19 protein-coding genes are annotated in these 20,635 nt (G+C 54.1%); 10 read left to right on the top strand and 9 right to left on the bottom strand.

Features of this window, described 5'->3' with window-relative positions; all coding sequences use genetic code 11:
• Positions 1 to 13: 13 nt before the first annotated feature.
• Positions 14 to 994: a type IV pilus twitching motility protein PilT gene (locus tag FE839_RS10735; protein ID WP_138360813.1), complete on the top strand. Its 981-nt coding sequence runs from the start codon at positions 14 to 16 to the stop codon at positions 992 to 994.
• 95 nt (positions 995 to 1,089) lie between these two features.
• Here FE839_RS10735 and ruvX read toward each other — a convergent pair whose 3' ends face one another.
• The 8 genes from ruvX to metK form a co-directional block, all read right to left on the bottom strand.
• Complete coding sequence (gene ruvX, locus FE839_RS10730) at positions 1,090 to 1,506, bottom strand: Holliday junction resolvase RuvX (RefSeq protein ID WP_138360812.1); 417 nt, start codon at positions 1,504 to 1,506, stop codon at positions 1,090 to 1,092.
• Positions 1,506 to 2,069: a YqgE/AlgH family protein gene (locus FE839_RS10725; protein WP_138360811.1), complete on the bottom strand. Its 564-nt coding sequence runs from the start codon at positions 2,067 to 2,069 to the stop codon at positions 1,506 to 1,508. Before FE839_RS10725 ends, ruvX begins: the two co-directional genes overlap by 1 nt.
• A gap of 179 nt (positions 2,070 to 2,248) precedes the next feature.
• On the bottom strand, positions 2,249 to 3,196 hold the full coding sequence (gene gshB, locus FE839_RS10720) for a glutathione synthase (protein WP_138360810.1): 948 nt from the start codon (positions 3,194 to 3,196) through the stop codon (positions 2,249 to 2,251).
• Between the two features lie 20 nt (positions 3,197 to 3,216).
• Positions 3,217 to 3,948 carry a 16S rRNA (uracil(1498)-N(3))-methyltransferase gene (gene rsmE, locus FE839_RS10715; RefSeq protein WP_138360809.1) on the bottom strand — a complete coding sequence of 244 codons (732 nt, stop codon included), beginning with the start codon at positions 3,946 to 3,948 and terminating at the stop codon, positions 3,217 to 3,219.
• A gap of 90 nt (positions 3,949 to 4,038) precedes the next feature.
• On the bottom strand, positions 4,039 to 4,746 hold the full coding sequence (gene endA, locus FE839_RS10710; protein ID WP_138360808.1) for a deoxyribonuclease I: 708 nt from the start codon (positions 4,744 to 4,746) through the stop codon (positions 4,039 to 4,041).
• Between the two features lie 223 nt (positions 4,747 to 4,969).
• Complete coding sequence (locus FE839_RS10705) at positions 4,970 to 5,470, bottom strand: SprT family zinc-dependent metalloprotease (protein WP_138360807.1); 501 nt, start codon at positions 5,468 to 5,470, stop codon at positions 4,970 to 4,972.
• Between the two features lie 75 nt (positions 5,471 to 5,545).
• Complete coding sequence (locus FE839_RS10700) at positions 5,546 to 6,940, bottom strand: sugar porter family MFS transporter (protein WP_138360806.1); 1,395 nt, start codon at positions 6,938 to 6,940, stop codon at positions 5,546 to 5,548.
• Positions 6,941 to 7,330: 390 nt separating this feature from the next.
• Positions 7,331 to 8,485, bottom strand: coding sequence for a methionine adenosyltransferase (metK, locus tag FE839_RS10695; protein ID WP_138360805.1), 1,155 nt, complete (start codon positions 8,483 to 8,485; stop codon positions 7,331 to 7,333).
• A gap of 502 nt (positions 8,486 to 8,987) precedes the next feature.
• Between metK and FE839_RS25085 the strand changes: the two genes are divergently transcribed.
• From FE839_RS25085 to speB, 4 genes are all read left to right on the top strand, one after another.
• Positions 8,988 to 9,200 (top strand): hypothetical protein, encoded by a 213-nt coding sequence (locus FE839_RS25085; protein WP_421808390.1) that lies wholly within the window; start codon positions 8,988 to 8,990, stop codon positions 9,198 to 9,200.
• A gap of 85 nt (positions 9,201 to 9,285) precedes the next feature.
• Positions 9,286 to 9,417, top strand: coding sequence for an acid stress response protein YqgB (gene yqgB, locus FE839_RS10690; protein WP_138360842.1), 132 nt, complete (start codon positions 9,286 to 9,288; stop codon positions 9,415 to 9,417).
• A gap of 8 nt (positions 9,418 to 9,425) precedes the next feature.
• On the top strand, positions 9,426 to 11,402 hold the full coding sequence (gene speA / locus FE839_RS10685) for a biosynthetic arginine decarboxylase (protein WP_138360804.1): 1,977 nt from the start codon (positions 9,426 to 9,428) through the stop codon (positions 11,400 to 11,402).
• Between the two features lie 227 nt (positions 11,403 to 11,629).
• Complete coding sequence (speB, locus tag FE839_RS10680; protein ID WP_138360803.1) at positions 11,630 to 12,550, top strand: agmatinase; 921 nt, start codon at positions 11,630 to 11,632, stop codon at positions 12,548 to 12,550.
• Between the two features lie 111 nt (positions 12,551 to 12,661).
• On the opposite strand, the gene loiP is transcribed toward speB, so the two are convergent.
• On the bottom strand, positions 12,662 to 13,420 hold the full coding sequence (loiP, locus tag FE839_RS10675; protein ID WP_138360802.1) for a metalloprotease LoiP: 759 nt from the start codon (positions 13,418 to 13,420) through the stop codon (positions 12,662 to 12,664).
• Between the two features lie 277 nt (positions 13,421 to 13,697).
• Between loiP and tkt the strand changes: the two genes are divergently transcribed.
• The 5 genes from tkt to mscS all read left to right on the top strand — a co-directional run bounded on the left by tkt (position 13,698) and on the right by mscS (position 20,473).
• Positions 13,698 to 15,689: a transketolase gene (gene tkt, locus FE839_RS10670; protein ID WP_138360801.1), complete on the top strand. Its 1,992-nt coding sequence runs from the start codon at positions 13,698 to 13,700 to the stop codon at positions 15,687 to 15,689.
• 326 nt (positions 15,690 to 16,015) lie between these two features.
• Positions 16,016 to 17,035: an erythrose-4-phosphate dehydrogenase gene (gene epd / locus FE839_RS10665; protein ID WP_138360800.1), complete on the top strand. Its 1,020-nt coding sequence runs from the start codon at positions 16,016 to 16,018 to the stop codon at positions 17,033 to 17,035.
• 51 nt (positions 17,036 to 17,086) lie between these two features.
• Entirely contained in the window at positions 17,087 to 18,250 is a 1,164-nt protein-coding gene (gene pgk / locus FE839_RS10660) for a phosphoglycerate kinase (RefSeq protein WP_138360799.1), read from the top strand.
• Positions 18,251 to 18,347: 97 nt separating this feature from the next.
• Positions 18,348 to 19,427, top strand: coding sequence for a class II fructose-bisphosphate aldolase (fbaA, locus tag FE839_RS10655; RefSeq protein WP_009654956.1), 1,080 nt, complete (start codon positions 18,348 to 18,350; stop codon positions 19,425 to 19,427).
• Between the two features lie 188 nt (positions 19,428 to 19,615).
• Entirely contained in the window at positions 19,616 to 20,473 is an 858-nt protein-coding gene (gene mscS / locus FE839_RS10650) for a small-conductance mechanosensitive channel MscS (RefSeq protein ID WP_138360798.1), read from the top strand.
• Positions 20,474 to 20,635 lie beyond the last annotated feature (162 nt).

The following is a 20,635-nucleotide window of genomic DNA, read 5'->3' as shown; positions in this document are numbered from 1 at the left end:
CCGAGGATGAGTTATGGAACTGGAAGAAATAGTGGCCCTTAGTGTAAAGCATAATGTCTCCGATCTACACCTGTGTAATGCTTCGGCACCACGCTGGCGTCGTCAGGGAAAGCTGGAGCCCGCGCCATTCGCTGCGCCGGACATCGGCCAGATCCTTCATGACTGGCTCAGCGATGATCAACTGGTTCAGTGGCAGAACAGCGGGCAAGTAGATTTCGCCCTGGCTCCGGCGGGCGGGCCGCGTCTTCGTGCCAGCGCATTTGCCCATACCCGCGGCCTGTCGCTGGTGTTGCGTCTGCTGGCGGAAACCTGTCCGTTACTGGACGAGCTTGGCGTTCCGGTAGCCTTAACAGAACTGCTCAACGAAGAGAGTGGGCTTATTCTGGTGACCGGAGCCACAGGTAGCGGTAAATCAACCACACTGGCAGCGATGGTGGGTAGCCTTAATCAGCGTCTTGATGGCCATATTTTAACGCTGGAAGATCCGGTGGAATTTATTCATCGTAGCGAGCGCTGCCTGATTCAGCAACGGGAAATCGGCCGTCACTGTTCCTCTTTTGCTGCCGCTTTGCGCGTCGCGTTACGCCAGGATCCGGACGTTATTTTGTTGGGTGAGCTCCGCGACAAAGAGACGATCCGTCTTGCATTAACCGCGGCGGAGACCGGCCATCTGGTGATGGCGACGTTACATACGCGCGGTGCGGCACAGGCGGTCGAGCGGCTGGTCGATGTCTTCCCGGCTCAGGAGAAAGAGCAGGTTCGTAGCCAACTGGCGGGGAGCCTGTGTGCGGTGCTGGCGCAAAAACTGCTTCCGGATACCGCTGGCAAAAGGGTTGCGCTGTACGAACTGCTGGTCAATACCCCGGCGGTAGCGAATTTAATCCGTGAGGGAAAAACGCATCAACTGCCCGGCGTGATGCAAACCGGGCAACAATCTGGCATGCAAACCTTTACACAAAGCTTTCAGCAACGTACGGCTGAGGGGCGTTTGTAGTCGGTTGTTATATTCAGATATCTTAAGCTTGCACGCGGTAGCGCGCAGGAGCCCGATATCGTGCGATGACGCCCGCATATGCCTATATAACAGGCTTAAAACCCTTGTTCAAAATAGCTTTCAAGAATGATGACGGCAGAGGCTGAATCAACTCGCCCCTTATTGAGCGCCCGGAATCCGCCGTGTTCGAATAATCCGGCTCTGGCTTCAACCGTGCTCAGGCGCTCATCATGCAGTGTTATCTGTACGCCGAAGCGGCCATGTATCTTATTGGCAAAGTTACGCGCTCGCGCGGTCAGCGGCTGCTCCGTGCCGTCCATATTAAGCGGCAGGCCGACGATAACGGCGTCAGGTTGCCACTCTTGCAGCAGTTTTTCGATAACGTTCCAGTCGGGTTTACCGTCCTGGGCTTTTAATGCGGGAAGGGGGCGGGCGGTGCCGGTAATGCGTTGCCCAACGGCGACACCAATACTTTTGGTGCCGAAATCAAAACCCAGAAAGGTCCCGCTCATTATGCATGCCCCGCTTCGGCTGGCATGGTCACGATGTCAATACCGATCAGTTTTGCCGCATCGCGCCAGCGGTCTGCTATCGGCGTGGTGAACAAAATATTCTGATCGGCCGGCGCGGTTAGCCAGGCGTTATCCAGTATTTCTTGCTCCAGTTGGCCTTTTTCCCAGGAAGCATAGCCCAGCGCGACCAGCACGTTGGCCGGTTGTTTGTCCGTCCCCAGCGTTTCCAGGACATCACGGGAGGTGGTGATCACCGTGTTATCAGAAATACGGATGCTGGAAGAAAAATCAGAGGGGGGCGTGTGCAGAATAAAGCCCCGATCCTCGGCCAGCGGGCCGCCCAGCATCACCGGTTTATCCAGACGGATCTCAGGGTTGCGCGGCTCAGGCGTGATTTTTAATTTTTCCAGGATCCCTTCAACCTGCAGATTTTCCATCGGCTTATTGATAATAATGCCCATGGCGCCGTCATCGTTATACTCGCAGATATAGACTACCGAGCGGCGGAAAATCGGGTCCTGAAGAGCAGGCATGGCAATTAGAAAGTGATGCTGTAAATTCATTGTCAGAGGTTCTGTTCCTGGTTCAAAAAAGCAGCACCCAGTATGCGGGTAAAGTATGAAAGTGTCGATTCAACTTTATCTTGCAGGCTTCAGGGGTGTCGCCTGTCTATAATCTGAAATTGAATCTCTTTCAGCTATCTTCAGGCTACAGGCGTTACCCCATAGCCTGAATCTGCCCTTTATTTATTAAGACGCTTTTCGATGGCATCCATCAGCATACCCGTAATGGAAATCGGGAATGCCGCTTCGATCTCGCGTACGCAGGTCGGACTGGTGACGTTAATTTCCGTCAGGCGATCGCCGATGATATCCAGACCAACGAAGATTAAGCCTTTGGCTTTTAGCGTCGGGCCAACGCGACGGGCGATGGACCAGTCGCTTTCGGTCAGCGGACGCGCTTCGCCACGACCGCCAGCCGCAAGGTTGCCACGGGTTTCGCCGCCCTGCGGGATGCGGGCCAGGCAGTATGGAACCGGCTCGCCGTCAATCACCAGCACGCGCTTATCGCCATCTTTAATGGCGGGCAGATAGTTCTGCGCCATGCAGTATCGGCTGCCCAACTCGGTTAGCGTCTCGGTAATGACGCCGAGGTTAGGATCGCTCTCTTTAACACGGAAAATCGACGTGCCGCCCATACCGTCCAGCGGCTTGAGGATGACATCGCCATGTTTTTCCCAGAATGCTTTCAACTGCGCTTTATTGCGGGTAACCAGCGTTTCCGGCGTCAGTTCGGAGAACCAGGCGGTAAACAACTTTTCGTTACAATCGCGCAGGCTTTGCGGCTTATTGACGATGAGCGTACCTTTCTCTTCGGCGCGTTCCAGAATATAGGTCGCGTAGATAAACTCGGTATCAAACGGCGGGTCTTTACGCATCAGAATCACGTTAAGGTCCGCCAGCGGCAGGTCCTGTTCGCCGTTGAATTCGTACCATTTATCGTAATTCTGCTCGACGCTCAGCTTGCGTGTACGGGCGCGGGCTTCGCCATTGATTAAGTACAGATCGTTCATCTCCATGTAATGGAGTTCGTAGCCGCGACGCTGCGCTTCCAGCAACATGGCGAAGCTGGTGTCTTTTTTGATGTTGATGGTTGCGATGGGATCCATCACGATGCCGAGCTTGATCATTATTCTTCTCCGTTAACGCTTCAACCTAAGTCGCCAAAACGCACCTGCAGGGCGGTAATGGCAGTGAGCGCAGTTGTCTCTGTACGCAGAACGCGAGGTCCTAACAGGATATCAGTAAACTGGTAGCGAGCGGTCATTGCTATCTCTTCCGCGGAAAGGCCGCCTTCCGGACCAATCAGCAGGCGAACGCGCTCGACCGGCAACGGCAGCGTGTTAATCCTGGCGCTGGCGCGCGGGTGCAAATTGAGCTTAAGTCCTTCATCCTGCTCCGCGCACCAGGCTTCAAGCGGCATGGCCGGGCGAATCTCCGGCACCACGTTGCGGCCACTCTGCTCGCAGGCGGCAATGGCGATTTTTTGCCACTGCTGGATCTTCTTTTGCAAACGTTCAGCGTCCAGTTTAACGCCGCAGCGTTCGGAAAACAGTGGCGTTATGAGGCTTACACCCAGTTCAATCGATTTCTGAATCGTGAACTCCATTTTTTCGCCACGGGACATAACCTGGCCTAAATGGATATGCAGCGGTGATTCGCGGTTATCGATTGTGCTGCTCTGCACCGCCACCAGAACATTTTTTTTACCTGCCTCGACAATAACCGCTTCGAAGACCTGATTGCTGCCGTCAAAAAGCTCAATTATCTGCCCTTTGCCCATACGCAGCACACGGCCGACATGGTTAGCCGCATCGTCGGAGAGGGCGATATGGCTACCCGTTGCGAGCGGTTCTGGATGATAGATACGAGGAATGCGCATGCTTGATATTCCGTTCTTCGCGCAGATGCTGTCTCCCCCCGTGCCGGGGGAAGCGTGACGCTGCAAATTGACAATTGCCGCTAGTGTAGGTTAGCTCTTTCGCGCCTGGCAAGCCTGCTGGACGTACGGATTATGATTGCCCTGAATTTTCGCAATACGCTCGTCGCGCTCGCACTCCCAGGCGGTGACCGGGTATTGCTTATTCCATGCGGTAAACAGTTGGGTTTGCTGACGAGAGAGATTTAGCTTATAGCGGTCGCGCATATAAAAATAGATGCGGGCGATAGCCCCTCGGGCGCGAACCGGCGGCTCGGCGATTTTGTCTTTGAAGTCCACTTTCATCGCGCACTGGCCATATTGGCCTTCACCACCGTTCCACTGGCTGTACATAAAGTTGCCGCGATCGCCATTTACTTCGCCGACCGCTGGCTGCAGATTATGCATATCGCTTTCCATTTTGCGGTATTCCGGATCTTTAGCGCAGTTTTTCCGGCCACCCTCCTGCCAGCACAGGCGCTGATGGCCAAACTGCCAGGCCGGAACCACGTGTTCCCACTCGACCCGATGGGCGCGGTTTTCATTTTTACGCACTCTATAACCACAGGATTGCAGGTCGATAATGCCTTTTTTACCCTGCCAGTTGATTTTACAGCCACAGTAGAAATCGCCGGGAACATCGGCGTTAACTTTGACGCCTGCGGCCTTGGCCTGGGAAAAACTGTGGATTCCTTCCGCCGCAAGCGGGGCACACGCCGTCGCGCTGAGCAATGCGACAGCAAAAATATGAATACGGGACATTGTGAACTCCGTAGTAAAACGAGCCCGCAACGTAACGAATACGATTGCCGGATGCAATCAGTCAGCGCAGAAAATTTCCAGTTATACCCGAAATCCTGGTAACGACCACGTCGCTGGCTGGATGTGATACGGCCACTCATTTGTTGTTGTGATACTCAGGAATAGCCCGGGGTGCATGATTTGCTGTTAAAACGTGAATGAGTGAGGCGAGGTATTCGGGGGATTACTCTTCAGCGACCAGGACATCACCACAGCGGGTGCAGCGATAAACCGCTTCGCCCCGTACCACACGGTTATGGCGGCGGACGGTTAGCTGGTGCTGCTGACACTGGCAGCGGTAAGTAAAGGTATTTTGCCGCACTGACGCAAGTTCGAAACGATGGGTGCGCAGGGCCGGAACGCCCAATACGCTTTCCATCATCCATTTCCACTCTTTACCATGCGGCGCGACGCGGCCAAAGTGATTCCACACCAGCAGGTGGGCTAACTCATGGGGCACGACCTCACGGATAAACGCCTGCTGGTTTTCCAGAAGCAGTACCGGGTTAAGACGAATTTCGTTTTTTTCCAGCCAGGCGGTACCGGCGGCGGCTCCGCGTTGCTGATAAACCAGTACCGGCTCTCGATAGTTACGCCCCAGTTTGAGGTTTGCTTTGGCCAGATTCTCCCGCAGGCTGCGCATGACAGCCTGTTGAAGAGCAATCGGAATTCGGGGTGTTTTCATAGCGCCAGAGGATAATGCGCCACGGAAGGGAGAGCAAGAAGAAGCTTCCTCCCCGCAGAGAGGAAGCGTGTCAGACTAGTCGCGGGCGCCGATTTCACGCAGTTTGCGGCCTTTCATCAGGTTACGTTCAATATGTTCCAGTGAAACGTTTTTGGTTTCGGGGATCAGCCACAGGGTCAGGAAAATGAACAGAACGTTCAGCCCGCCGTAGACCCAGAAGGTGTTGGCGCTTCCCAGAGAGTTCAGCATGGTCAGGAAGGTGGCGCCAACGATCATGTTGGCGATCCAGTTGGTCGCCGTTGAGCAGGTAATACCGAAATCACGTCCTTTCAGCGGCTGGATTTCGGAACACAGTACCCAAATAAGCGGGCCGGCGCTCATGGCGAAGCCAACGATAAACATCAACAGCATCAGGACCGCGAAGTACTGTGCCATGGCGGAGTGAATCCCGATATGCATCATGCTGCCCAGTACGCCCATGCCGACGGCCATGACGATAAACCCGAGGATCAGGGTCGGTTTGCGGCCCCAGCGGTCGACCAGGCCGATCGCGATGAAGGTGGCCAGAACGTTGGTCAAACCAACGATGACGGTTCCCCACATCTGTTCGGTGGTATTCGCGTAGCCCGCCAGTTCAAAAATCTTCGGCGCGTAGTACATGATAACGTTCATACCGGTGAACTGCTGCATCACCTGTAACAGGATGCCGAGAAATACCGCGCGGCGGAAGTTGCTGTTCTCTTTAAACAGCGACCAACCGGATTGTTTTACCTGCAGACTTTCACGGATCTCATCAAGCTCGCGTTTTGCTTCTGCGCTGGTGTCGCGCAGGCGCAACAGAACGCGTTCGGCATCGACAAAGCGACGTTTAGCCGCAAACCAGCGCGGGCTGTCTGGCAGGAAGATAACGCCAATCAGCAGCAGTACCGCCGGGATAATAATCACGCCGAGCATCCAGCGCCATGCGCCGCTGTAGCTGAAGGCGGTATCGGAAAGATAAGCGCCGAGAATACCAATGGTGATCATCAACTGGTACATCGAAATCATACTGCCGCGAATTTTTTCCGGCGCGATTTCCGACAAATACAGGGGGGCCGTGTAGGAGGCTACGCCGACAGCCAGACCGAGCAGGACGCGGGAGATCAGCAGTACTTCAACGTTCGGTGCGGCGGCAGAGAATAACGAACCGGCAACGAACAGGATTGCGCCAATCATCAGGCTTTTTTTACGCCCGAGTTTAAAGGAGAGCCAGCCACTGCCGACCGCACCGACAGCGGCGCCGAACATCATGGAACTCACTACCCATTCCTGGGTGTGAGCGCTTATCTGAAATTCATTGGCAATAAAGGGTAAGGCACCTGCAATGACACCAATATCAAGACCGAATAGCAGGCCAGCCAGTGCGGCGAGGAAGCAGACGAAGAACGTCATCGTCTTGTTTGCGCGCCCTTGTGTTTTGTTGTCAGGCATAACGCCCTCCAGTTGAGTGAGTGATTCGTCTCCGGGTAGGGTAGGGAAGTCCGCAGTAAAAAAATGTGATAAAAATCACGACCGTGTAATCGATTACACTAAGGTAAAGAAACGTAATCAATATAAATTTATTTAAATCAATTAGTTGATATAGTATGGCTTAGTTTATTAAAAACGCTAATCAGCATTCTCTGAAATATTGTGTAACACTGCGGAGTGTTGTTACATTTCACGTCGGCCTTGATAAGAGATTGAATCTGTATCTAATGTAATCGCTTTCATTTAAGTGCTTGTTTCAAGGGAAACTACAGGACAGTTGAACAGTTGCGAATGAGGATTGTTGCAAAAAAAAGCCAGCGCATGGCTGGCCTTAAGCGTGCGGGAATGGGGTTATTTCAGGCCAGCGGCATCGCGAAGTTGAGCTGCCTTGTCGGTTTTTTCCCATGGGAAGTGTTCACGACCAAAGTGACCGTATGCCGCAGTCTCTTTGTAGATAGGGTGAAGCAGATCCAGCATTTGAATCAAGCCGTACGGACGCAGGTCGAAGAATTCGCGTACCAGCAGGGTCAACTGTTCAGAAGGCACTTTTTCAGTACCGAAGGTTTCAACCATGATAGAGGTCGGTTCAGCCACGCCGATAGCGTAAGAAACCTGAATCTCACAACGGTCAGCCAGGCCAGCGGCAACGATGTTTTTCGCAACATAGCGTGCAGCGTAAGCCGCTGAACGGTCCACTTTAGATGGATCTTTACCTGAGAAAGCGCCGCCGCCGTGACGAGCCATACCGCCGTAGGTATCAACGATGATTTTACGCCCGGTCAGTCCGCAGTCGCCCATCGGGCCGCCGATAACAAAACGGCCGGTCGGGTTGATAAAGAATTTGGTGGAAGTATTCAGCCACTCGGTAGGCAGAATCGGTTTAATGATCTCTTCCATCACCGCTTCCTGCAGCGATTTCTGGTCAATTTCTTCAGCGTGCTGGGTAGACAACACGACCGCGTCAATACCGACAATTTTGCCATCGTCATACTGGAAGGTGACCTGGCTTTTCGCATCCGGGCGCAGCCACGGCAGGGTACCGTTCTTGCGAACTTCAGCCTGACGCTGCACCAGACGGTGCGCGTAGGTGATCGGCGCTGGCATCAGCACATCGGTTTCGTTGGTCGCGTAGCCAAACATCAGGCCCTGGTCGCCCGCGCCCTGTTCCAGCGGATCGGCGCGGTCAACGCCCTGGTTAATATCCGGAGATTGTTTTCCGATCGCGCTCAGCACCGCGCAAGAATTGGCGTCAAAGCCCATATCGGAATGCACGTAGCCAATTTCACGGACCGTATTACGGGTGATCTCTTCGATATCCACCCATGCGCTGGTGGTGATTTCACCGCCAACCAGAACCATGCCGGTTTTAACGTAGGTTTCACATGCTACGCGTGCTTTTGGATCCTGTTCGAGGATCGCATCCAGCACGGCGTCGGAGATTTGGTCAGCAATTTTGTCTGGATGCCCTTCTGATACGGACTCGGACGTAAAGAGGTGTTTTGCCATATTTAATTTCACCTGTAGACTATTCGGGTAGCTCATACTGTTGTGTGAAGAGGCTTTGACGGATGACTATACCAAAGCTTGCAGGTAGTGACACGAGCAGTCTGAGTGTTAATCAGTATAGACGGATTAACTTCTGGATGGCTATTTTAGGTCAGTTCTTGAGCCCATTTCCAGCCTTTTTTGATATTGGTCGCATTTATGGAAAAAAGGGGGAGGGCAGTTTTGCTGATAAAACCTGACAGCGTACATATTTTTATTTTGCTTTTTACCGCGCTTCTCGGTATAAATCGCCGCGCGCGGCTCATTAAAAAAGCGCACGAAAAAAGCGCACGGGCACGCAGTTCGTGGCGTCACTTCCAGCCGGGTTAAGAGCCTATCCCATTGGGGCTATTTTTGAACCCGGGCAGTGCTCAAACGGCCTGCAACAATAACGCCTGGTGGAATAGGCTAAGCAGTCTGTATTTACAGCGCCCCGCAATGGCGTTTGCGCTGTCTGTCAGGAATGTATCGCTTTGGCTTGTCGCTGGCCCGTATCGGGGCAGTGTGGAGGTGCTCACAGATAATGAACCCACGTTTTTCACCTGGCTCGCCGCGTCGTATCGTCGCGCGTCACTGTCCTGCATCATTCTGCATCTTTCTCATGCAAACCTGCCGATGTTCTACCCATCTCGGCGCTTCTCAGGATTCCAGGGCCGGTCGGCCAGCCGAAAACTGAACAAGGGCGCTCTTGCGATAGCAAGGGTTTTCTCGTGGTTTCTCCGGACTGTCATACGCTGTTCGGCGACGTGTTGTACGATGATATGAATAAGAAACCGGTCGCACAGTCACAGGTCCAGCACTATCCGCTGGGATCAGGGACTGTTTATGGGTTGTTATCGCGTCTTCGGATTGCGATAGTAGTCAACTGTTTTACACTTGTTAATAAAATTTGAGGTTCGCTATGTCTGACGACATGCCTTTGTTTTCGCCTTCGTCAGCAGGCGAGCACGGTGTACTACGTTCCATGCAGGAGGTTGCGATGAGCTCCCAGGAAGTCAGCAAGATGCTACGCACTTATAATATTGCCTGGTGGGGTAATAACTACTACGACGTTAACGAACTGGGCCATATCAGCGTCTGCCCTGACCCTGACGTCCCGCAAGCGCGCGTTGACCTCGCTGAGCTGGTAAAAGCGCGTGAAGCGCAGGGCCAGCGCCTGCCTGCGCTATTTTGTTTCCCGCAGATTCTGCAGCACCGCCTGCGCTCCATCAACGCGGCTTTTAAGCGCGCGCGGGAATCCTATGGCTACAACGGCGACTACTTTCTGGTTTATCCGATCAAGGTTAACCAGCATCGTCGGGTTATTGAATCGCTGATCCACTCCGGCGAACCGCTGGGGCTGGAAGCGGGCTCCAAGGCTGAACTGATGGCGGTGCTGGCGCATGCGGGCATGACCCGCAGCGTGATTGTGTGCAACGGTTATAAAGACCGTGAATATATCCGCCTGGCGCTGGTGGGTGAAAAGATGGGCCATAAGGTCTATCTGGTCATCGAAAAAATGTCGGAAATCGCCATCGTGCTGGAGGAGGCCGAGCGCCTGAACGTGGTGCCGCGGCTTGGCGTCCGCGCGCGTCTGGCTTCTCAGGGTTCCGGTAAATGGCAATCCTCCGGCGGCGAAAAATCAAAATTCGGCCTTGCGGCAACGCAGGTTCTGCAGCTGGTTGAGATCCTGCGCTCGGCAGGGCACCTGGAGAGTCTGCAACTGCTGCACTTCCACCTGGGGTCGCAGATGGCCAATATTCGCGATATCGCCACCGGCGTCCGCGAGTCCGCACGCTTTTATGTCGAACTGCATAAGCTGGGCGTCAATATTCAGTGCTTCGATGTTGGCGGCGGTCTTGGCGTTGATTATGAAGGCACCCGTTCGCAGTCTGACTGTTCGGTGAACTACGGTCTGAACGAATATGCCAACAATATTATCTGGGCGATTGGCGATGCCTGTGAAGAGAACGGCCTGCCGCATCCGACGGTGATTACTGAGTCCGGTCGCGCAGTCACCGCGCATCACACGGTGCTGGTCTCCAATATTATCGGCGTTGAGCGTAACGAATATACCGAGGCCACCCCGCCAGCGGAAGATGCCGCCCGTCCGCTGCAAAGTATGTGGGAAACCTGGCAGGAAATGCACGAAACCGGCAATCGCCGCTCGCTGCGGGAATGGCTGCACGATAGCCAGATGGATTTGCACGATATTCATATCGGCTACTCCTCCGGCACCTTTAATCTTCAGGAGCGCGCCTGGGCCGAACAGCTGTATCTGAATATGTGCCATGAAGTACAGAAACAGCTTGATCCGAGCAACCGCGCCCATCGCCCGATCATCGACGAACTGCAGGAACGAATGGCGGATAAAATTTACGTCAACTTCTCCCTGTTCCAGTCGATGCCGGACGCCTGGGGTATCGATCAACTGTTCCCGGTGATGCCGCTGGAAGGGCTGAACAAGGTGCCGGAACGTCGTGCGGTGCTGCTGGATATTACCTGCGATTCCGATGGCGCGATCGACCACTATGTGGATGGTGACGGTATTGCGACCACCATGCCGATGCCGGAATATGATCCAGACAACCCGCCGATGCTGGGCTTCTTTATGGTCGGCGCCTATCAGGAAATTCTCGGCAATATGCATAACCTGTTCGGCGATACGGAAGCCGTGGACGTGTTTGTCTTCCCTGATGGCAGCGTCGAAGTTGAATTGTCTGATGAAGGGGATACCGTGGCGGATATGCTGCAATACGTGCAGCTGGAGCCGAGCACGCTGCTGACTCAGTTCCGCGATCAGGTGAAAAATACCGATCTGGATGCGGATTTACAGCAACAGTTCCTTGAAGAGTTCGAAGCGGGTCTGTACGGGTATACTTACCTGGAAGATGAGTAGCCGTCGGTGCCCGGTGGCGCTGCGTTTACCGGGCCTGTGAATGCAGGCCGGATAAGGCGGCGCCATCCGGCAGAGTGCTATACTCACTTGAACCCGCATGTATTACCGGCGATAATTCGCCCCAATAAGCGATTTACTAATTAATCCCTTCCTCGTCGGGTTTAACGACGCGGAGGGGATTTTTTTTCATCTGTTTTTAATGTATCGACTTTAAAAGAGGTCAGGACATGAGCACCTTAGGTCATCAATATGATAACTCGCTGGTATCTAACGCATTTGGCTTCCTGCGTCTGCCGCTGAATTTCCAGCCGTACGACAGCGATGCCGACTGGGTCATTACCGGCGTTCCGTTTGATATGGCGACTTCCGGGCGTGCGGGCGGCCGTCACGGACCGGCGGCGATCCGCCAGGTTTCGACCAACCTTGCGTGGGAGCACAACCGCTTCCCGTGGAACTTCGACATGCGTGAGCGCCTGAACGTAGTTGACTGCGGCGACCTGGTTTATGCTTTCGGCGATGCGCGTGAAATGAGCGAAAAGCTGCAGGCCCATGCGGAGAAATTGCTGGCGGCCGGGAAGCGTATGCTCTCCTTCGGCGGCGACCATTTCGTGACTCTGCCGTTGTTGCGCGCGCATGCTAAACACTTCGGCAAAATGGCGCTGGTACACTTTGATGCCCACACCGATACCTACGCGAACGGCTGCGAGTTTGACCACGGCACCATGTTTTATACCGCGCCGAACGAAGGTCTGATCGATCCTCATCATTCCGTGCAGATCGGTATCCGTACCGAGTTTGATAAAGATAACGGCTTCACGGTGCTGGACGCGGGCCAGGTCAACGATCGTACCGCGGACGACGTGATCGCGCAGGTGAAACAGATCGTTGGCGATATGCCGGTCTATCTGACGTTTGATATCGACTGTCTCGATCCCGCGTTCGCGCCGGGTACCGGTACGCCGGTGATTGGCGGCCTGACGTCGGATCGTGCGATCAAACTGGTGCGCGGCCTGAAGGATTTGAACATTGTGGGGATGGACGTAGTAGAAGTCGCGCCTGCCTACGATCAATCGGAGATCACCGCGCTGGCGGCAGCGACGCTAGCGCTGGAAATGCTGTATATCCAGGCGGCGAAGAAAGGCGAGTAATCGGGTTATTTGGCTTGCCGGTTTGAGCAGGGACGGCGTTCCGGCTGTAGGTCCGGAGTCCGTCTGACTTCCCCCATTCCGCCCAATAGCGTTGCGGAATGGGGGGAATCATTACTTAATTCCGTCCGCAGCCATGCGTTCGCGAATATGCTGAGCGCGCGCTTCAGACGCCGGGTGATCGTCAAACATTGAACTTTGGCGACCGGCTTCCAGTTTGGCCAGTTTCTCGAAGCTGGTGGCGAGCCCGGCAGGGCTAATCCCGCGCTTACGCAGCAAATCGTAAGAGTAATCGTCCGCTTCCGACTCCTGACGTTGAGAGAACTGAGAATTCACCAGCTTTTCACCAAGATCGCCTAGCTGGGACTGCGACAGGCTGCCGACAACGCCGCCAGCGGAAGCCGCCGCCGCGCGCAAGGCGTTAGTGCCTAATGCGACCTGCATTCCTTTCTTCACATGCCCAAGCGCGACGTGGCCCATTTCGTGGCCGATCACTGCTTCGACTTCGTTGTCGTTCATTAGATCCATCAGTCCGCTGTATACGCGGATGCAGCCGTTAGCCATGGCGAAGGCGTTAACGTCTTTGGTCTGGTATACCTTGTAGTTCACCGGCTGGCCGTTGATATTGTCCCCCAGCGCGGCGGCGATTTTAGTCAGCCGTTTACTGTATTGGCTCCCCGCAGGCGCGATGGTGGCTTTGGCATCCATCTCCTGACAGGCTTTATCGCTTAACGCTTTCACCTGCTCATCGCTGAGCGACCAGGCCTGATAGGCTCCCGCTCCTGAGCTGAGCAGGGCGCTGGAATCCATGTTCTGGCATCCGGTGAGGGCTGCGGCGATCCCAAGGGCAAAAATAGTTGAGTGAATTTTCATTTTTATCTTCCACAATCTTATGGTTATTTATTCGAAAAATGGCTATGGCTGACCTGCCATATCCTGCGCAAATTATAAATACTCTCTTGAGAGGCGGGCGAGAGGATTACCGCGTAGCACAACCTGTTCCGGAGATTTCTTAAGCGGCAAAAGGATGCTCCATGTACATGCTTTGCCGCTTAGGTTACATTGTTCACACTTTTTTCCGGCGTAGCCCAAAACGCGCGGTCGTCAAGCCGTTGCGGGCACGGCCTTCATTATCCGATCTGGAGTCAAAATGTCCTCACGTAAAGAGCTTGCTAACGCTATTCGTGCGCTGAGCATGGACGCAGTACAGAAAGCCAAATCCGGTCACCCGGGCGCCCCGATGGGGATGGCTGACATTGCCGAAGTCCTGTGGCGTGATTTCCTGAACCATAACCCGAACAATCCGTCCTGGGCCGACCGCGACCGTTTCGTACTGTCCAACGGCCACGGCTCGATGCTGATCTACAGCCTGCTGCACCTCACCGGTTATGACCTGCCGATTGAAGAGCTGAAAAACTTCCGTCAGCTGCACTCGAAAACGCCGGGCCACCCGGAAGTGGGCTACACCGCCGGTGTCGAAACCACCACCGGCCCGCTGGGGCAGGGCATTGCGAACGCGGTCGGGATGGCGATTGCCGAGAAAACCCTGGCGGCGCAGTTCAACCGTCCGGGCCACGATATTGTTGACCACTTCACATATGCGTTCATGGGCGACGGCTGCATGATGGAAGGTATCTCTCACGAGGTATGTTCCCTGGCCGGCACCCTGAAACTGGGCAAACTGGTGGCATTCTACGACGACAATGGTATCTCCATTGATGGTCACGTTGAAGGCTGGTTTACCGATGATACCGCGAAGCGTTTTGAAGCTTACGGCTGGCACGTGGTGCGCGGCGTGGATGGTCACGATGCTGAAGCGATTAAACGTGCGGTGGAAGAAGCGCGCGCGGTTACCGACAAACCTTCCCTGCTGATGTGCAAAACCATCATCGGTTTCGGTTCCCCGAACAAAGCCGGTACCCACGATTCCCACGGCGCGCCGCTGGGCGATGCGGAAATCGCGCTGACCCGTGAACAACTGGGCTGGAAATACGCGCCGTTCGAAATTCCGTCGGACATCTATGCGCAGTGGGATGCGAAAGAGGCCGGTCAGGCGAAAGAGTCTGCGTGGAACGAGAAGTTTGCCGCCTATGCCAAAGCCTTCCCGCAGGAAGCGGCTGAATTTACCCGTCGTATGAAAGGCGATATGCCGGCTGACTTCGACGCGAAAGCGAATGAATTTATCGCGAAGCTGCAGGCGAATCCGGCGAAAATCGCCAGCCGTAAAGCGTCGCAGAATGCCATTGAAGCATTTGGTCCGCTGCTGCCTGAGTTTCTCGGCGGCTCCGCTGACCTGGCGCCGTCTAACCTGACCCTGTGGTCCGGCTCTAAAGCGATCAACGAAGATACCGCCGGTAACTACATCCACTACGGCGTGCGCGAGTTCGGTATGACCGCCATTGCCAACGGCATCGCGCTACACGGTGGTTTCCTGCCGTACACCTCCACCTTCCTGATGTTCGTGGAATATGCCCGTAACGCGGTGCGTATGGCGGCGCTGATGAAGCAGCGTCAGGTGATGGTCTACACCCACGACTCCATCGGTCTGGGGGAAGACGGCCCGACGCACCAGCCGGTAGAACAGGTGGCTTCCCTGCGCGTGACGCCGAACATGTCCACATGGCGTCCGTGCGACCAGGTGGAATCTGCGGTGGCGTGGAAATACGGTGTGGAGCGTCAGGACGGCCCGACCGCGCTGATCCTCTCCCGTCAGAACCTGGCGCAGCAGGAGCGTAGCGAAGAGCAGCTGGCGAACATCGCCCGCGGTGGTTACGTACTGAAAGATTGTGCTGGTCAGCCGGAACTGATCTTCATTGCCACCGGTTCCGAAGTGGAGCTGGCGGTTGCGGCATACGAAAAACTGACCGCCGAAGGCGTGAAGGCGCGGGTGGTTTCCATGCCGTCCACCGACGCGTTCGACAAGCAGGATGCGGCCTATCGTGAAGCGGTATTGCCGAAAGCAGTCTCTGCGCGCGTGGCAATCGAAGCGGGTATCGCCGACTACTGGTTCAAATACGTGGGCCTGAACGGCGCGATCGTCGGCATGACCACCTTCGGTGAATCAGCCCCGGCGGAGCAACTGTTCGAAGAGTTCGGTTTTACCGTTGAGAACGTGGTTGCTAAGGCGAAAGCGCTGCTGTAGCAGATGCGTTTCCACACTAAGGCCGCGAGAGAGCGGCCTTTTTTCATTTATCTGGCTGAAAGCAATAAACGGTACCGCAGGAATGATGGTTTCCCAATAAACTATTCCTTTTAAAATGTGACGCAAGTCAGATAAATCGCTTATTGAGCTGGACAATCATTCCTTTTATTCCTTGTTTCGCTTATTCTAGCTGAAGCGTTTCAGTCGGCTAAATGTTCGACAATTAATCAATCAGTCGCAGTTTGCGACAGGTAAGGTTTCCCTCACGGCGTTGCTGGATTACTCTGTCAGCCACTTCAGATCAGGGAAAGCCTTGCAGGAGACCTATGACCATACGCATTGCGATTAATGGCTTCGGTCGCATCGGGCGTAACGTGGTTCGTGCTTTGTATGAATCCGGGCGCCGGGCGGAAATCACCGTAGTGGCAATTAACGAACTGGCGGATGCCGCGGGTATCGCGCATTTGTTGAAGTATGACACCAGCCATGGGCGCTTTGCCTGGGATGTGCGCCAGGAGAGAGAGCAACTGTTTGTTGGCGATGATGCGATTCGCCTGTTGCATGAGTCTTCCATTACGGCGTTACCCTGGCGGGAACTGGCGGTTGATGTCGTGCTTGACTGCACCGGCGTTTACGGTAGCCGTGAACATGGCGAAGCCCACCTTCAGGCCGGGGCAAAGAAGGTGCTCTTTTCACATCCTGGCGGCAACGATCTCGACGCAACGGTGGTTTTTGGCGTAAATCATGATGAGCTACGCGCCGGGCACCGTATCGTCTCCAACGCTTCTTGTACCACCAACTGCATTATTCCGGTCATTAAACTGCTGGATGATGCTTACGGCATTGAGTCAGGCACGGTAACGACGATCCACTCCGCGATGCACGATCAGCAGGTCATTGATGCCTACCATCCGGATCTGCGCCGTACGCGAGCAGCCAGTCAATCGATTATCCCGGTGGATACTAAACTGGCTGCGGGGATCGCGCGTATCTTTCCCCAGTTTAACGACCGTTTTGAGGCGATTGCGGTTCGCGTGCCGACCATTAATGTCACGGCAATTGACCTCAGCGTGACGGTGAAGAAACCAGTAAAAGCGAGTGAAGTCAACCAGTTGTTGCAAAAAGCAGCACAGGGTTCATTTCATGGTATAGTTGACTATACGGAATTACCGTTAGTCTCGATAGATTTTAACCATGACCCGCATAGCGCGATTGTTGATGGCACGCAGACGCGGGTGAGTGGCGCACATTTGATCAAAACGCTGGTCTGGTGTGATAACGAATGGGGCTTTGCTAACCGGATGCTTGACACCACGTTAGCGATGGCCGCACAAGGTTTCAGGTAAGGCGCTCAGGCGCTTGCAAAACTTTATTAAGAATCAACGAGAGGATTCACCATGTCTGTAATTAAGATGACCGATCTGGATCTGGCGGGTAAACGCGTTTTTATCCGCGCGGATCTGAACGTACCCGTTAAAGAAGGGAAAGTAACCAGCGATGCGCGCATCCGCGCCTCTCTGCCGACCATTGAACTGGCCCTGAAACAGGGTGCGAAAGTGATGGTCACTTCTCACCTGGGTCGTCCTACCGAAGGCGAGTACAACGAAGAATTCTCTCTGCTGCCGGTTGTTAACTACCTGAAAGACAAACTCTCCAATCCGGTTCGCCTGGTAAAAGATTACCTGGATGGCGTTGACGTGGCTGCCGGTGAACTGGTGGTGCTGGAAAACGTTCGCTTCAACAAAGGCGAAAAGAAAGACGACGAAGCGCTGTCTAAAAAATATGCTGCGCTGTGCGACGTGTTTGTGATGGACGCATTCGGTACCGCTCACCGCGCCCAGGCTTCTACTCACGGTATCGGTAAATTCGCCGACGTCGCTTGCGCAGGTCCGCTGCTGGCCGCTGAGCTGGACGCGCTGGGTAAAGCGTTGAAAGAACCGGCTCGCCCGATGGTGGCTATCGTTGGTGGTTCTAAAGTGTCTACCAAACTGACCGTTCTGGACTCCCTGTCCAAAATCGCTGACCAGCTGATCGTTGGCGGTGGTATTGCCAATACCTTCGTTGCCGCTCAGGGGCACAATGTGGGCAAATCCCTGTACGAGGCCGACCTGGTTGATGAAGCGAAACGCCTGCTCGGCACCTGCGATATCCCGGTTCCGACTGACGTCCGCGTGGCGACCGAGTTTTCTGAAACAGCAACCGCGACCCTGAAATCGGTTAGCGACATCAAAGATGACGAGCAGATTCTGGACCTCGGCGATGCCTCCGCAGAAAAACTGGCTGCAATCCTGAAAAATGCAAAAACCATTCTGTGGAACGGTCCGGTTGGCGTGTTCGAATTCCCGAACTTCCGTAAAGGTACTGAAATTGTTGCCAACGCGATCGCCGACAGCGAAGCGTTCTCCATCGCTGGCGGCGGTGACACTCTGGCGGCAATCGACCTGTTCGGCATTGCGGACAAAATCTCCTACATCTCCACTGGCGGCGGCGCATTCCTCGAATTCGTGGAAGGCAAAGTTCTGCCTGCAGTAGCTATGCTCGAAGAGCGCGCTAAGCAGTAATTCAGTTCAGGCGGGGAGACCCGCCTGTTTTTCAGCGCGTGTAAAAGCTCGCGAACCTCCTTCAACGGTCGAAGATACAGATACAGGACTACGTAACATGTCTAAAATTTTTGATTTCGTAAAACCGGGCGTCATCACTGGCGACGACGTTCAGAAAGTGTTCCAGGTTGCTAAAGAAAACAACTTTGCTCTGCCAGCGGTAAACTGCGTGGGTACTGATTCCATCAACGCCGTTCTGGAAGCCGCAGCAAAAGTTCGTTCTCCGGTTATCGTTCAGTTCTCTAACGGCGGCGCGGCGTTCATCGCCGGCAAAGGCGTGAAAACTGACGTGCCTCAGGGCGCGGCAATTCTGGGGGCGATCTCTGGCGCGCACCACGTTCATCAGATGGCTGAGCATTACGGTGTTCCGGTTATTCTGCACACCGACCACTGTGCGAAGAAACTGCTGCCGTGGATCGACGGTCTGTTGGATGCGGGTGAAAAACATTTCGCTGCTACCGGCAAACCGCTGTTCTCTTCTCACATGATTGACCTGTCTGAAGAATCGCTGCACGAAAACATTGAGATCTGTTCTAAATACCTGGCGCGTATGGCCAAAATGGACATGACGCTGGAAATCGAACTGGGTTGCACCGGTGGCGAAGAAGACGGCGTGGACAACAGCCACATGGATGCTTCCGCTCTGTACACCCAGCCGGAAGATGTTGATTACGCGTACACCGAGCTGAGCAAAATCAGCCCGCGTTTCACCATCGCTGCTTCCTTTGGTAACGTGCACGGCGTTTACAAACCGGGCAATGTGGTTCTGACCCCGACTATCCTGCGTGATTCTCAGGAATATGTTTCTAAGAAACATAACCTGCCGCACAACAGCCTGAACTTCGTCTTCCACGGCGGTTCCGGTTCTTCTGCTCAGGAAATCAAAGACTCCGTAAGCTACGGCGTTATCAAAATGAACATCGATACCGATACCCAATGGGCAACCTGGGACGGTATCCTGCAGTACTACAAAACGAACGAAGCTTACCTACAGGGCCAGCTGGGCAACCCGAAAGGCGAAGACCAGCCGAACAAGAAATACTACGATCCGCGCGTATGGCTGCGCGCCGCTCAGACCTCAATGGTGACGCGTCTGGAGCAGGCATTTAAAGAGCTGAACGCGATCGACGTTCTGTAACAAAATTCTTTTTTTAGTCTGGAGCCCGCAGCGATGCGGGCTTTTTTTATTTTTCGGGCAAGGCAGAACGTCGCGAAAAAATGTGATCAATTTGGCAAAACATACGCTTATTGTTTACCCTTAAGCTACCTGCCATTAGCAGGCTTAGTTATTTTATTTCCCGTCCGGGTATCCATAAGGAATGTTAAATGGAAGAGTTGAACGTTGTCGGTAGCATAAATCACGCCGGTTCATGGCTGGTGCGTAATCAGCAACTATTACTGAGTTATGCCGTCAACATCGTCGCGGCCATCGCGATTATTATTGTTGGTCTGATCGTGGCGCGAATTGTGTCTAATACTCTGAATCGTCTGATGCAGGCGCGACACATTGATGCCACCGTCGCCGATTTTCTGTCCGCACTGGCGCGTTATGCGGTTATTGCTTTTACGCTGATTGCCGCACTGGGGCGTGTAGGCGTGCAGACAGCATCGGTTATCGCCGTTCTTGGCGCCGCAGGTCTGGCCGTTGGCCTGGCGCTGCAGGGATCGCTGGCTAACCTCGCGGCTGGCGTGCTGCTGGTTGTTTTCCGTCCGTTCCGCGCGGGGGAGTACGTTGATCTGGGCGGTACCGCGGGAACGGTACTTAACGTCCAGATTTTTTCCACCACGCTGCGTGCCGCGGATGGCAAAATCGTTATTGTGCCGAACAAAAAGGTTATTGACGGTAATATCACCAACTTCTCCCGTGAACCGGTTCGCCGTAATGAGTTTATCATTGGCGTTGGATATGACTCTGATACGGATCTGGTGAAAAAGCTGCTTACCGATATCATTACATCTGATGAGCGTATCCTGAAAGATCGGGAAATGACGGTTCGTCTCCATGAACTGGGGGCGTCATCGGTGAACTACGTGGTGCGCGTATGGAGCAAAAGTAGCGATCTGCAAAGCGTTTACTGGGATATTCTGGAGCGTATTAAGCGTGATTTTGACGCCAACGGAATTAGCTTCCCGTATCCGCAAATGGATGTGAACGTTAAGAAGGTGAAAGAACAGGCGGAATAATATTCGCTTCAGGTTTTAGCGAAAAGGGCTCGCGGTTGATGATCGCGGGCCCTTTTTGTTTGCGACGACAAGCGCCTGTAAAAATCTTTTATTAGCTTTACTTATTAATGATTAAAAATATAAATTTCATCTAATAATCGTGCCGCGCTATAGTCAGTCCGA

The sequence above is a fragment of the Klebsiella indica genome, from assembly GCF_005860775.1.
Lineage (GTDB): Bacteria > Pseudomonadota > Gammaproteobacteria > Enterobacterales > Enterobacteriaceae > Klebsiella > Klebsiella indica.
The sequence above is the reverse complement of the archived record's forward strand: the minus strand, read 5'-3'. Positions and strand labels throughout refer to the sequence as shown.